Origin of the sequence: Sphingobium yanoikuyae (assembly GCF_013001025.1) — a bacterium.
Lineage (GTDB): Bacteria > Pseudomonadota > Alphaproteobacteria > Sphingomonadales > Sphingomonadaceae > Sphingobium > Sphingobium yanoikuyae_A.
In genome coordinates, this window is sequence record NZ_CP053022.1 from 35,507 (window position 1) to 47,962 (window position 12,456).

General features: G+C 60.6%; 11 protein-coding genes. 4 read left to right on the forward strand and 7 right to left on the reverse strand.

The features are described from left to right. The first annotated feature begins 175 nt into the window (after positions 1 to 175). Positions 176 to 1,240: a LacI family DNA-binding transcriptional regulator gene (locus tag HH800_RS25395; protein ID WP_069335662.1), complete on the forward strand. Its 1,065-nt coding sequence runs from the start codon at positions 176 to 178 to the stop codon at positions 1,238 to 1,240. Between the two features lie 100 nt (positions 1,241 to 1,340). Here HH800_RS25395 and HH800_RS25400 read toward each other — a convergent pair whose 3' ends face one another. From HH800_RS25400 to HH800_RS25425, 6 genes are all read right to left on the reverse strand, one after another. Further along, the gene (locus HH800_RS25400) at positions 1,341 to 2,459 is read right to left on the reverse strand and encodes a hypothetical protein (protein WP_026109543.1); all 1,119 of its coding nucleotides are present in this window, start codon (positions 2,457 to 2,459) and stop codon (positions 1,341 to 1,343) included. A gap of 10 nt (positions 2,460 to 2,469) precedes the next feature. Further along, positions 2,470 to 4,101, reverse strand: coding sequence for an alkaline phosphatase D family protein (locus HH800_RS25405; RefSeq protein WP_026109544.1), 1,632 nt, complete (start codon positions 4,099 to 4,101; stop codon positions 2,470 to 2,472). Positions 4,102 to 4,171: 70 nt separating this feature from the next. Then, a complete protein-coding gene (locus tag HH800_RS25410) occupies positions 4,172 to 7,339 on the reverse strand; it encodes an outer membrane beta-barrel protein (protein WP_155276511.1) in 3,168 nt (1,055 codons plus the stop codon). A gap of 143 nt (positions 7,340 to 7,482) precedes the next feature. Then, positions 7,483 to 8,493, reverse strand: a complete 1,011-nt coding sequence (locus tag HH800_RS25415; RefSeq protein WP_017502880.1) for a FecR family protein — start codon at positions 8,491 to 8,493, stop codon at positions 7,483 to 7,485. Next, a complete protein-coding gene (locus HH800_RS25420; protein WP_017502881.1) occupies positions 8,462 to 9,064 on the reverse strand; it encodes an RNA polymerase sigma factor in 603 nt (200 codons plus the stop codon). Before HH800_RS25420 ends, HH800_RS25415 begins: the two co-directional genes overlap by 32 nt. A gap of 504 nt (positions 9,065 to 9,568) precedes the next feature. Further along, on the reverse strand, positions 9,569 to 10,243 hold the full coding sequence (locus tag HH800_RS25425; protein WP_026109545.1) for a GNAT family N-acetyltransferase: 675 nt from the start codon (positions 10,241 to 10,243) through the stop codon (positions 9,569 to 9,571). Positions 10,244 to 10,368: 125 nt separating this feature from the next. On the opposite strand from HH800_RS25425, the gene HH800_RS25430 reads away from it, so the two are divergent. Then, positions 10,369 to 10,896 (forward strand): LysR family transcriptional regulator, encoded by a 528-nt coding sequence (locus HH800_RS25430; protein WP_037522378.1) that lies wholly within the window; start codon positions 10,369 to 10,371, stop codon positions 10,894 to 10,896. Here HH800_RS25430 and HH800_RS25435 read toward each other — a convergent pair. After that, on the reverse strand, positions 10,859 to 11,212 hold the full coding sequence (locus tag HH800_RS25435; RefSeq protein WP_234791909.1) for a LysR substrate-binding domain-containing protein: 354 nt from the start codon (positions 11,210 to 11,212) through the stop codon (positions 10,859 to 10,861). The two genes, HH800_RS25430 and HH800_RS25435, sit on opposite strands and share 38 nt — an antisense overlap. A gap of 629 nt (positions 11,213 to 11,841) precedes the next feature. On the opposite strand from HH800_RS25435, the gene HH800_RS25440 reads away from it, so the two are divergent. Both HH800_RS25440 and HH800_RS25445 read left to right on the forward strand, forming a co-directional pair. Then, entirely contained in the window at positions 11,842 to 12,087 is a 246-nt protein-coding gene (locus HH800_RS25440; protein WP_017502885.1) for a BrnT family toxin, read from the forward strand. Further along, a complete protein-coding gene (locus tag HH800_RS25445; protein ID WP_017502886.1) occupies positions 12,084 to 12,371 on the forward strand; it encodes a BrnA antitoxin family protein in 288 nt (95 codons plus the stop codon). The genes HH800_RS25440 and HH800_RS25445 overlap by 4 nt, the downstream gene beginning before the upstream one ends. Positions 12,372 to 12,456 lie beyond the last annotated feature (85 nt).

Sequence of the window (12,456 nt, forward strand, 5' to 3'; positions counted from 1 at the left end):
CTTGCAATGACCAGTTGGAGCCTTGACCTGCTCCGCCGTAAATTGCTCGACACGCTTTCGTTAGCGCTATCATTGATGGCCGTGGATTATGCCTCTCCAACCCGCGCGTCAAGTCAAATAGGTGGGCATGATGGTAGCGCGTGACAGACGCAACCAGTCAGCATAGCGTTCGACCATGAATAGCAATGCTTCGTTCAATAATGGCCATGAGCCAACCATTTCTGACGTCGCGGATCGCGCCGGCGTTTCGATCCGCACGGTTTCGCGCGTCCTCAACAATTCGCCGCGGGTCAGTGACGACACCCGAGGACGCATTGAACAAGCTATTGCTGCGCTGAACTTCAGGCCGAGCCTGCGCGCAAGAGCCTTGGCCAAGGGCCGCTCCTTCCTGATCGGCATCGTCCATAATGATCGCAACGCTCTGGTCCTGGACACTGTGCAACGCGGCGTCGGACGAGAAGCGACACGGCGTGGCTATGAGGTCATCTGCCATTCCACGCCGCTGGAAGAAGAAGGCGCGATCGAGGATGTGCTTGCCTTCGCCCGCAGGTCTCGCATCGATGGCCTGATCGTGCTGCCGCCCGTGTCCGGCATCATTGGCTTGCCCCAGGCCTTGCAAGCCGAACAGGTTGCCGCCGTGGCGCTCTCAGCCGTGCCGATCGATGGCTATGGCAGCGTCATATTGTCCCGCGAAGCCGATGCGGCCGGTGCTGTCGCGGATTATCTGGTTGCCCTCGGCCACCAGCGGATCGCGATGGTCACTGGCCCCCAGACCATGATATCCGCCATCGAACGGCGTCGTGGCTTCATCGAAGCACTCGACCGGAATGGGGTTGCCTTCCTCCATGAAATCGAGGGGGATTACAGCTTGGCCTCCGGCGTGGCAGCAGCCGAGCAGCTCCTGTCCCTATCGCCGCTACCCACGGCCATTTTCGCCGCCAATGACATCATGGCCGCAGGCATATTGAAGGTTGCGTCGGAACGCCGCATTTCAGTGCCCTGCCCGCTTTCCGTTGTCGGATTTGACGGCAGCCTGGTCGCAGAATTATTGACGCCGGCGCTGACCACCGTGGCAAGACCATTTGGCGAGATGGCCGAGATAGCGACCCATCAACTCGTCGATCTTGTCGAGGGGCAGCCATTGCCTCATGCAACGCCACCCCCGCTCCGGTTAGTGATCGCTCAGTCAACTGCTGCCGCTCCTATAGGAGACCGTCAGCAGTTCGGAATGACAAATTAAAAGCAGAGCGTCCACAAAGGGTCGTTGTCGTCCTTGGCAAGCATACAAGATATCGGCGCGCGGTAAGGGTACTTCCATCAAACGCCAGTGGGTGAGCACGTCATCGATCGGCCATTGGCATTGTCTCAAAGGGCTTGGAAGAGGCGCCCGTCCAATGCATCAACCGCGTAACGGCGGACTGCGCGCCGCGCACACCGTCGTTCTGGACGAGATAGTATAGGCCATCTCCCAAGGGCTGTATTCCGACATCGGCCTTCTGATACCACCCCCGCACACCCGTCTTCACATCATGAATCCCATCCTGAGCGAGCGGTAGTAGCAGGCCTTTTTCTGGATTCATACCTTGAGGAGAAGCCAGGCCTTGCAAGGCCTGGCGACGTGGCCGGCTGCGGGCATCGAGCGCGAACAGCAGATAATTGGGCCAGTCGGGTTTGGCACCCTGATAGACGCCCATGAACCAGCGTTGCTGGCTTGAATCATAGGCGAGGTTCTGGACGCCATAGCGGGTGTTGCCGGTAAGGACGAAATATTTGCCCCGAGGGGTAGTCGGGCCAGAATGGTGCAGTGCCTGTTCGTCAATCGGCTGCGCCTCTCGGCCCCAGTCCGTCGCGTCATATTGCAGGAGGACCTGATGGTCATTGTCGCTGCGGGCGACGTCGCCATAGATACCGTAGGCGACGGTCAGGTAGAGCGGGCCGTCGCTTCGGCCGAAGGCGGGGCCAAAAGCGACGCCATCGATGCCCGAACAGCCATAGCGATGATCCGCCTTGCCGTCGCCATCGAGATCGGCGGCATAGTCGCGCGTCACTTCGGGCAGATAGACGGCGCGCAGCAGGTCCGTGCCGGCAACAGTCATGCCGACCCGATCGATCCGTGCCCCGTCGATCATCGCGATATAGAAGGCGTCCTGCTTGCCATATTCCAGCGAGCCATAGACCCGTCCGTCGACCGGGTTGAAATCTAGGTCGCCCAGATGCCCCGACCAGCCGGTCAAAGTGCCGACCAGCCGCCCTTCAAAGTCATATTTGGCGAGCATGTCGGTGAAGGAATAATAGATGAAGCCGCCCTTGCGATCGACCGCGATGCCCTGGACATGACCCGAGGCGAAAGGGCCCGCGACCTGCTCGCGCGGCAGGTCGGCAGGCGGAAACGGCGTAGCCGAATGAGCAGACTGGGCAAGGCCAAGCAGAAGTAGCGCAACGATCGCGGACCGCATCATAATCTCCTGATCAGGCGCTGAAGACACGGCGGCCGCGCTCGACCGACATGCGATGGGTGCTGGCGATCCGCGTGCTGCGCGCCTTGATCGTATCGAGGAACAGCCATTCGCCGGTCACCCGATCACGGCTGATGTCTATCATCATATAGCCACGCTGGTGCGTGTTCGCCCATTTGAGTTCGCGATTGGCGGCGACGAAGCCGCGCGCCACCGCCGTCGGATCGCCGCGCAGGTCACCCTCCATGCCACCCGACGTGACCGCCTGTCCGGCAAATTCGACACCGGCGGGCTGGCCATCCTCGACCAGGCCGTAGGCCCAGGCATTGTGGCTGTCGCCCGCCAGCATGATGAGGTCGGAGTCGGCCGCCTGTGCCGACCGGAGCAGGCGCGAGCGGGCAGCGGGATAGCCGTCCCACCGGTCCATCCACATCGGCAGGCCATTTTGCGCCATGCGCACGCTGTTGCGATAGCGTTGGACCAGCTTGGCGTTAGCGTCGGGACGGAGCCAGTCGGTGACATTGGCCGGCATCACCGTACGGCCGATGATCGTACCCATGCCGACCATCTGCCAGGCGGTGGTGCGGGCGTTCGCCCGGAACGCATGGGCCAGCCAGCTTTCCTGGGTGCTGCCCAACATGGTGGCCGATGGGTCCTGCCACACGCCATCATGGAAGGCCTTTAGCGCGGCGTCCGCATCGGGCGCGCTGGCGGCGGCCGTGATGTCGGCCGGGCGCGTACGGGCGAGCAGGCGGGATTCTGTGCGATACAGCGTCGCCAGCGTCCCGATATCATAGGCCTTCCACGGCTCGTCCGACACCGGCATCCATTCGCGATAGACCTGCATTGCGGCGGCGCGGCGGGTGTTCCAGTCGCCTTCCTTGTCGGCCTGATGGTTCTGGGCGCCACCTTCCCAGCTGTCATTGGCCGATTCATGATCGTCCCACAGTGCAACCATCGGCGCCATCTGGTGCAGCCGTTGCAGGTCGGGGTCAGCCCGATAGGTTGCGTAGCGCAGGCGATAGTCGGCAATCGCCAGAATTTCCGTGTCGGGCATCAGCGTGCGCCCCACGATGCCCTGACCGGGCCGTACCGAAGCATTGCCATATTCGTAGATATAGTCGCCGACATGCAGCCACAGGTCGAGATCGTCGCGCGCTGCGGCATGGGCATAGGCGTTGAACCAGCCATAGGGCAGGTTGGAACAGGAAAAGACGCCCAGGCCAAAGCGCGGCACGTCGCCCTGCGGCAGCGTCCGGGTGCGGCCGACCGGCGACTTGCTGCCGTCCGGCGCGACGAAGCGATACCAGTAGCTCGTGCCTGGCTGAAGCCCGTCCACTGTCACTTTCGCTGTCCAGTCACGATAGCCCCCGGTGCGCACCGTGCCGCCGCCGACGATCCGCACGAAATCGGGATCGATCGCGACTTCAACGTCGAGGCGCGCGCTCTCAACCTCGCTCGCAGGGACATAGCGGGTCCATAGCAGCATCGAATCCGCCCCCGGCTCGCCGCTGGCGACCGCATGGGTGAAGCCGCGCGCGCCGATCAGGTCGGCGGCCAGCGCCCGGCCAGCAGGTAGCGCCAGGGCGCCAATGCCCCAGACTCCGCCCAGGATCATGCAGCGGCGGTCGATTTGCATTACCATGATGATGCCTTTTCGATGAGATCAGAAAGGGACGGAGCGGCCCAAGGCCGCTCCGTCCAGTGGGGGAGGATCAGAAGCTGCCCTTGATGCCGATGTTCCACATCGAGCCGTAAATGCTGTACTGGCGCACCCGGCTTTCGACGTTGGAATAGATGACGTCCGGCGCATTGAAGATATTGCGGCCGGCGACGTTCAGCTCGAAATTGGGGCTCAGCTTGTAGCTGAAGCTCACATTCCATAGCTGGCGATCGGTATGATAAAGGACGCCATTGTTGGCGGTGGTCGGCGTGGCGCTCAATGCACTCACCCGATATCGCGACTGCCAGTTACCCGTCAGCTGGAAGTCGAACGGCCCATAGCTGTAGCGCAGGCCCCAGTTGGCCGATTTTTCCGGCGTGTTCACACGCTCCGCATCGGGGAAGAGACGGGTGAAGGAACCGCGCAGGCCCAGCCCCTTGAGGATGCCCGGCAGGAAGGTCAGCTGCTGGTCATATTCGAAGATCAGCCCCTCATTGGTGCTGGTCCCCGGAAGATTCTGCGCGCTTCGGAATGTGTAGCCGGCATATTCATCAGGATCGAAGCCGACGGCGGCGGGATCGACCTCGATCCCGGTGACCTGCATGTCCTTCATGTCGAGGCGATAATAGGACAGACCGATGATGCCTGACGGCTCCAGATAATATTGAAGGCTGGCGAAATATTTGGTCGAATGTTCGGGCTTTAGCAGGGGATTGGGTACATTGACGATCTGTGTATCGTCATTGACCGACACCACGCCGCCCAGATTGCCATAGTCGGGCCGCAGGATCGACTGGCTGAAGGCGATCTGGCCGACCAGACGGCGGCTGAAATCATATTTCATGCCCCCGCTCAGGAACCAGTCGTCATATTCGCCATGGCGGGTTGAATAGGTACCGCCATTATATTGGTAGAGCAGCCCCTCGATCGTGTTGGTCTTGTAGCCTGCCGCCTCGACCTCGCTGGTCGGACGGATATTGGCGACCAGCGCGCCAGTCCTGGTCTTCTCGTAGCGCAGGCCGAGGTCAAAGGTCGCCTTGCCAATGCGCGCCTCCGCCTCGACATAGGCGGCGTAGATATCTTCCTTGACCCGCTTGTTGTTGTCGAGGTCGCGCTTCAGATTGCCGACCGTATCGGCAACGAAATATTCCGGATGCGCCTTGTAGATGTCGTACATCGCGTAATTATTGTCGGCGCGCCAATTCTGGTCGTTGAGGTTACCAGCGTTGAAGCCGATGATCTCGAACTGGTAGCGATTGGTCCAGGGAATGACCGCGGCTGGGTCCTTTTGGCTCAGATCGCCGTTCGGGCCGACATATTGGAACTGGTCATAAGACCCCTCATTGGTGCGCCAGTCATTCACCCGCGCGCCGGCCCCCGCCATCAGCGTCAGCGGCACGTCGCCCACGAACAGCTTGCGCTTGATGTCCAGATTGCCGCCATACATTTCATTGCGGGCGTCCGATTCAGCCGTGCGAATATTGTTGCCGATGTCATCGTCACGGTTGAAGCTGGTCGGATCGCTCCATGACCGACCGGCTGTCTGCTGTAGCGTCCAGGCGTTCGAGCTTTCCGACTCCCGGTCGAGCGTGAAGCCGATACGCGTCAGCCAGCTGTCGGTGCGCTGGAAGAAGCCTTTGGAATTGTCGCGGAAATTGAATTCCGAACTGGAATAGCTGCCGCGCAACGCGACTTCCCAATCGTCATTCTTATATTCGAGCTTGGGCGCCAGCAGCATTGCCGGGGTGCCTGCATAGCGATGCGAATATTGGGTGTGTAGCCGGGTGTTAGTGCCGTTGGGATTGACGACGATATGGGTACCGGTCGAATCCGGCGTGGCATAGGATTTGGTCGTCGTGCCGAAAATCAAATAGGTATATTGGTTGAAATATTCGACCTCGTAGAAAGAATAGCTGCCACGCAGCGACAGCGCGAGTTCATCGGAGAATTTATAATCGACCGATAGGTTGGCGGCGGTACGGCTGGTTTTCTTCGGGCCAGGACGCCACATGACCTGATAGGGGATGACCCGGCCGTCGGCGAGATAGGACCAGTCGGTCTGGACGCGATCCTGCTGGACATAATTGGCATTGTAGCTGGCGCTCAGCGCGACGCCGAGCCTCCCATCCAGAAACACGTCGCCATAGTTGAAGCTGACCGACGGATAGATGCGGGCATGTTTGTCATTATCGGGCAGATAGATTTCGCCGATCCCGGCGTCCGAGGTGCCGACCCCGCCAACCTGGAAGCGCAGTTGGCGCTTCTTCAGCTGAAACGCATATTTGCTGCGCAGGTTGATCGCGCCGCCAGGCGCGTCGGCATCCATGCGGGCGGTCAGCGTGTTGTTCAGCTCGATCGACTCAATGCCGGTGATCGACATCTGCTCGAAACTGTTCTGCCGGCCATTATTGTTGTTGGACGTCGCCGTCGCCATGCGGGCGCCGTCGGTGGTGAAGGTCGAATATTTGGGGTCGAGACCACCAATGCGGACCGCCGTGGCATCGACCTCGGTATAGTCGAGCGAGATGCCGGGCATCTGCTTCATGAATTCGCCGACATCGCCCATGGTCAGCAGGCCGTAATTGTCGGCGGCCACCACGGTCTTGGCATTGGTGGCAGCGCGGCGTTCCATGATCGCGGCCGCCTGCCCCTCGCGCCGGGCGGTGACGGTGATGGCCGAGCCGTCGTCGGTGGAAGAGCCCGCAAAGGTCGGTGCACGCAACGCCACGTCCAGCGTCGCGACTTCACGCGGGCTGACAGTGGCGATCAGTCTTTCGGTCTGGAGGCCGGTATATTTGACGACGATCGTCGCTTCACCGGGCGGAATGTTGGACAAACGAAATTCGCCATTATCCTCGGAATAGACGGTGATCGGCGTGCCTTCGACGCGAATTTCCGCGTTGCGCAGATATTCGCCGGTGACCGTGTTGAACACGCGGCCGCGCACCATGCCATTGCCGACGCTGGCTTCCGGGCGCGCCGAGCGCAGGGTGATGACATTGCCGTCGTCCGATCCAACCCGCAGCGGCGTGCCTGCGATCAGGCGGCGCAACGCTTCGCGCACGTCCATCCGCCCCTTGATTGCGGGCGTGTTGATGCCGGCCAGATCACGGGCCGGGGCTACGATCTGCACTTGTGCCTGTCGGGCCAGTTCGGGGATGGCACGGACGGCGGGCTGGGCGGGTATGTCGAAGAGGCGTTCCTGCGCATGGGCCGGCACGGCCACGGCAAGCGCAACGACAGAAGCCCCACAAGTGAGGAGAGAATGACGCGAATACATTAGCTGGTAGCCCCCTGCTGGCCGCGCGCTGCACGGCGTTCGACCCTAAGAGGTGGGAGGCCGGCGGTTCCGCTAATGCGGGGTCAATTTTTTTTCGACTGCGCTGTGCGGCTCAGGATGAGGTCATGGTCCTGCCGGACCAGGCGAGCATCGAAGATGGTCGAAATGGCGCGACTGAAGCCAGCGGGATCATTGGCTGTAAACAGACCCGTTACAGGTTCGCGCGCCAGTGCCGCGTCCGGTATAAGGATGCGGGTTTCGCTGTAACGGGCAAAGGCATTGGCCGCCTGCTGCAAGGTCTCGCCCTCGAAGGCCAGTTTCCCGTCGCGCCAGGCCAGCTCCCGGTTGATGCGCTCGGGCGAGATCGGTTCGGGCCGTTCCGCGACGAACAGGCTGGTTGCCGCATTGGCCATGACCATGTGGGTATTGCCAGCCAGGGCAACGACCTGACCGCTCATGGGATTGACCGCAGGCAGTTCGACCAGTCCCTGATGCACCAATATGTCGACAGGCGCCTTGGCCAGCTTGCGGACGCGAAAGCCGGCCTGCGCTGTGCGCAATCGGCGACCGCCGACCTCGACAATGAATGGGCGCCGCTCGTCGCGTGCGACCGAGAAATAGACTTCGCCATCTAGCAGCGAGACCAGACGTTCCTTTTCACCATAGAGGATCCGGATGCGGCTGTCGGTATTCAGCAGGGCGGTCGACCCGTCCTCCAGCGGCACCAGTCGCATCTCGCCGCGGCCGGTGCGGATTTCCGCGCCCGATGCTGGCATGCCGACGGTCAATGCGGCCATGCCCGCCATGGCGGCCAGCGCACCACCGCCGATGCCGAGCAAATGTCGTCGCGACAGGCCGCGCTGTTTTTTCGGCTCGAACACACGAGGGTCGAAATCTGGGCCCAGCGCCTGCGCGGACTCACTCATCAACGACAATGCCTGGGCACGCAGCAGGGCACCCTTATGGCGCGGATCGGCGGCCAGCCATTGCTTGAGTTCGGCATCCTGCGCCGCAGACAGCGCGCCACGATCCAGCCGCGCCGCCCAATCGGACGCGGTTTGGTCAATGCTGCGACTGTCTTCTTGTCCGGCCATCAACTGCGCGCGTCTCCGTTGTCACATCCCTAGAGGTTTGGGGCAGCGTCTTTCCACCACGACCGAACCAGTCAATCAAAAATCGGATGCCGCGCGAAATATGCGTCTCGACCGTATTTTCCGATATACCCATCTGCGCCGCGATTGCGCGCTGAGGCAGGCCCTCGACCCGGCGCAGGATGAACGCCTCACGCGTCTTGAGCGGCATGGCCGCGATCGCGCAGGCCAGCTGGCGCAATTCATCCCGGTCGATCGCCGTCTGCTCGGGTGATGCGGTATCGTCAGGGTGGTCCAGATGGTCAAGATTGTCGACCGCGTGGATGGGAACGATCCGCGCACGGCGGACATGGCGGGTTACCACAGACCGGGCTACCTGGAACAGATAGGCCCGGGGATAGGCGATGGTGTCGACCCGCTCCATCTCCGCGAAGATGCTGTAGGACTCCTGAATGATATCGTCGGGTTCGAGGCCGCCCAATGGCCGACGCGCAAGCCAGCCGCGCAAGGCAGGCTCATGCGGCAAGATATTGCGCAGCAGCCAGCGCGCTCTTTCCCTGTCCGTTCCGCTCATCCCAGTTCCGCGACCGTTTATTATGACGAAGTGTCGATTCTGGGGGTGGCTAGAGGGAAAATGTGACAAACAGACTGCGGGGCCGACATCTTCGAAACGTGCGACCCATCTTTTCGAGGGCGGTGCGTTCAAACTGCCAGCATCCTTGGGTGCCCCCTTTCAGCTTACACTGCGGGAGAAGCACGGCCTTAATCGAATCTAACAAGCAGACCGTCAGCACTTGGCGATTGAAAATCGACCTCCGAACGGCAGCAATGGGTCGACAGCCGGGATGAATACTACGCGCCCATCTAAGCCATTCGCCCGCAAAATTACTATGCTTGGAAACGGACCGTCAATTTTTAAGGACAAATCCCTCCCCGGGTGCCCGGCTGTCTGTCCGGTACGCGCTCGACCAGTTCGACACGACAATGCGCAGCAAAGCACATCACGACGCTGGCGACAGCCGCAGCCACACCTCATGATCTTGTGGGAACACCGGGCGCAGAATCAAGGCCTGCCCCTTCACGCCTCGTTACCCTGGAACTCTTCGAGGCGACGGCCCTGACCGCCTTCGTCATCAAAGTTGGCAGGGTCGAGCCACGCCTGCAACCCTGCCGACACGCCGGGCCACTCGGTATCGGTAATCGCGAACCAGGCAGTGTCACGGTTCTCGCCCTTCACCACCATATGCTGACGGAAAACGCCCTCGAAGATGAACCCGAAACGCAGCGCCGCGCGCTTCGATGGTTGATTGCGATCGTCGCACTTCCATTCGAGCCGACGATAGCCGAGTTGATCAAAGGCGTAAGACGCGAACAGATAGAAGGCTTCCGTTGCTGCGCGTGTGCGGGCCAGCGCCGGCCCCCACAATATGTTGCCGATTTCGATGACGCCGTGAGTGGTGTCGATCCGCATCAAGGATTGTCGACCTTCCGCGCGTCCGGTTGCTTTGTCGACCACGGCAAAGAACAGGGGATCGGTGGAAGCGGCAGATCGCTCGATCCAGTCCGCAAACTCCTTCTCGTCGATGGGCGGTTGATCGAACAGATAACGAAACCGTTCTTCCGCCCCCGCTTCAAGCGCCGACCGGAGCAGATCCTTGCTATGCTTCGGTTCCAGCGGTTCAAGCCGTGCATAACGCCCGTCGAGAGCGACACTACGAGGACGTGGTGCGCCGTTCCAATCAGCCATACTCATATCGCTCTCCGCATCAGACGGGAGATACCCGTGTTGTTCGCCATAAAGTTCGTTGCCTACCGTGACCGAGCACTACGATCCAATCGACTGTTGGACGGTCTTATAAATCCAATTTATCAAGAGCCATGTCTCGGAATCATCCCCCATTGCTCGCAATCAGGGCGTTCGAAGCGATCTCTCGCTGCGGTACGTTCACTGCGGCGGCTCATGAGTTGGGGACCACGCAGGCCGCGATCAGCAATCAGATCAAGGTGCTGGAGGGGCGCCTGGGATTGCGGCTCTTTGAGCGTCATGGCCGACGGGCCATGTTGACAGATGACGCCCGGCGCGTAGCCGCTCGTCTCTGCAAGGCATTCGATGAGATCGAAGCGGCTTTCACGGAGCTGCGTGAAAGTGAAGAGGCGGTGTTGCGGATCACGGCCAGCAACACCTTCACCGAACGCCTGCTGGCGCGCCACATCGACAGCTTTCAGGCAGTGCACCCCGAACTTGAAATTCGACTCAATGTCGGCAACCGCTACGTCGACTTCGGCACCGAGCAAGTCGACGTGGCGATCCGCTGGGGTGGAGGCGTGTGGCCTGGCTTAGCATCCGATCACCTGCTTAAACTCGACTTTACGCCAATGTGCGCGCCAAGGATTGGGTTTCCGTGAACAGATGCCGCGCATGGGCAACGGATACATCCGGCTTGAACCCATGGATGATGAGGTCGAGCTTACCGGTCGCCAGTCTTTTGAACATATCGTCGGTGTAGCCGGATATTTCGACCTGACATCCCGGCGCGGTCTTGCCGATCGATGGCAGTATGGGAAAAAGGACCGACAGCATGCCATAGTCCGTCGCAGCGATGGAAAATCGGCGTTCCAGTGTTGCTGGATCGAAATCCGCGGGTTGCAACACAGCCGCCGTTATCGCCATCCACTCTTCGAGAGGTTTGGCTAATTCCATGCCGCGTTGAGTCAGCGCCATGCCTCGACTGGTCCGGACCAGAAGCGGATCGGATAGAAGCTTACGCAGCTCACTCAAAGCTCGGCTGACTGTCGGCTGGCTTAGCCCCGGCGCATGGCTGTCCGACTGACACTCTGCGTCTGAAGTAAAACAGAAAGAGTTGGCAACAAATTGATATCAAACGCCTTCATTGCTGACTCCGGCTTTGCGAATAAGCCGCGTTAGCGCTGAAAGGTTGGTGTTTCAATGGAGCGGAAGGGTGGCTGTACTGCACTATGTTCGACTTAAAATTGGAAACGGCATTTTCCACAATCATCCGCTCACGCCTGCTTGCCTTCTTGCTGCCGCTTCTGGCATCGAGTTATGGAAAGCAGACGGACCGCTCCTGGGACCCCAAATTTGGCGTCTGAGCGCCCGCAAAGGGGCGGGCGCAGAAGTGCCTCTACGTGCCGGCCGCGAGCGTGGCCGCCAGTCACCAAATTCGCCGTTCCATGTATGATCCGGTCAAAATGAGCCTACGGTCCGCTTTCCCCTCTGGAGCACGTTCGCCTGCGGCGCCCGGCGGATTCGAAGATCGATCACGACACCAACGGCATTTTGTAGTAACGATAAGCGATTGACTGCTAATCAAATCGTAACTACAAAATGCTATGATCATCGTATGGGATGAGCCGAAGCGGCAAGCGAACCTCGTCAAGCACGGGATCGACTTTGCCGATGTGGGCGAAGGGTTCTTCCTCTCCGCCCTGGTCATGCCTGCGAAGGATGGACGCTTTGCCGCCATCGGTGAGATGAACGGTAAGATCACGGTGATTTTCGCTGTGCTGGGCACCGAAGGCGTCTCGATCATCTCGGCCCGCCCGGCCAGCATTACGGAACGGAGGCTCTTGCCATGACCTACCCGAAAAACGCCGCTCTCGGTTACACCAAGGCCGATATGGATGCGGTCAGCAATAATCCTGAATGGACTGCTGAGGATTTCGCCAGGGCCAAGCCTTTCGCTGAGGCCTTCCCGGATCTCGCAAAGTCGATTCGTGCACGCGGTCCGCAGAAAGCCCCGAAAAAGGTTAGTACCACACTGCGCCTTTCGCCCGAGGTGATCGAGCATTTCAAATCCGGCGGCCCGGGTTGGCAGTCACGGATCGATGCAGCACTCAAGGATTGGGTGGCTGCACACTGAGGCCGACAGCGCCCATCCGCCCGGAAGGGCGAAGACAAGCTGCCGGACCGCTCCTGGAGAGCTGAGCACGACCGCTCACGTCGGT

Excerpts from the sequence above, each read along its gene's own strand:
- HH800_RS25395 (WP_069335662.1), top strand. The coding sequence starts at position 176 with ATGAATAGCAATGCTTCGTTCAATAATGGCCATGAGCCAACCATTTCT.
- HH800_RS25440 (WP_017502885.1), top strand. The coding sequence starts at position 11,842 with ATGATCATCGTATGGGATGAGCCGAAGCGGCAAGCGAACCTCGTCAAG.
- HH800_RS25405 (WP_026109544.1), bottom strand. The coding sequence starts at position 4,101 with ATGGTAATGCAAATCGACCGCCGCTGCATGATCCTGGGCGGAGTCTGG.
- HH800_RS25430 (WP_037522378.1), top strand. The coding sequence starts at position 10,369 with ATGTCTCGGAATCATCCCCCATTGCTCGCAATCAGGGCGTTCGAAGCG.
- HH800_RS25435 (WP_234791909.1), bottom strand. The coding sequence starts at position 11,212 with ATGGCGCTGACTCAACGCGGCATGGAATTAGCCAAACCTCTCGAAGAG.
- HH800_RS25420 (WP_017502881.1), bottom strand. The coding sequence starts at position 9,064 with ATGAGCGGAACGGACAGGGAAAGAGCGCGCTGGCTGCTGCGCAATATC.
- HH800_RS25400 (WP_026109543.1), bottom strand. The coding sequence starts at position 2,459 with ATGATGCGGTCCGCGATCGTTGCGCTACTTCTGCTTGGCCTTGCCCAG.
- HH800_RS25425 (WP_026109545.1), bottom strand. The coding sequence starts at position 10,243 with ATGAGTATGGCTGATTGGAACGGCGCACCACGTCCTCGTAGTGTCGCT.
- HH800_RS25445 (WP_017502886.1), top strand. The coding sequence starts at position 12,084 with ATGACCTACCCGAAAAACGCCGCTCTCGGTTACACCAAGGCCGATATG.
- HH800_RS25415 (WP_017502880.1), bottom strand. The coding sequence starts at position 8,493 with ATGGCCGGACAAGAAGACAGTCGCAGCATTGACCAAACCGCGTCCGAT.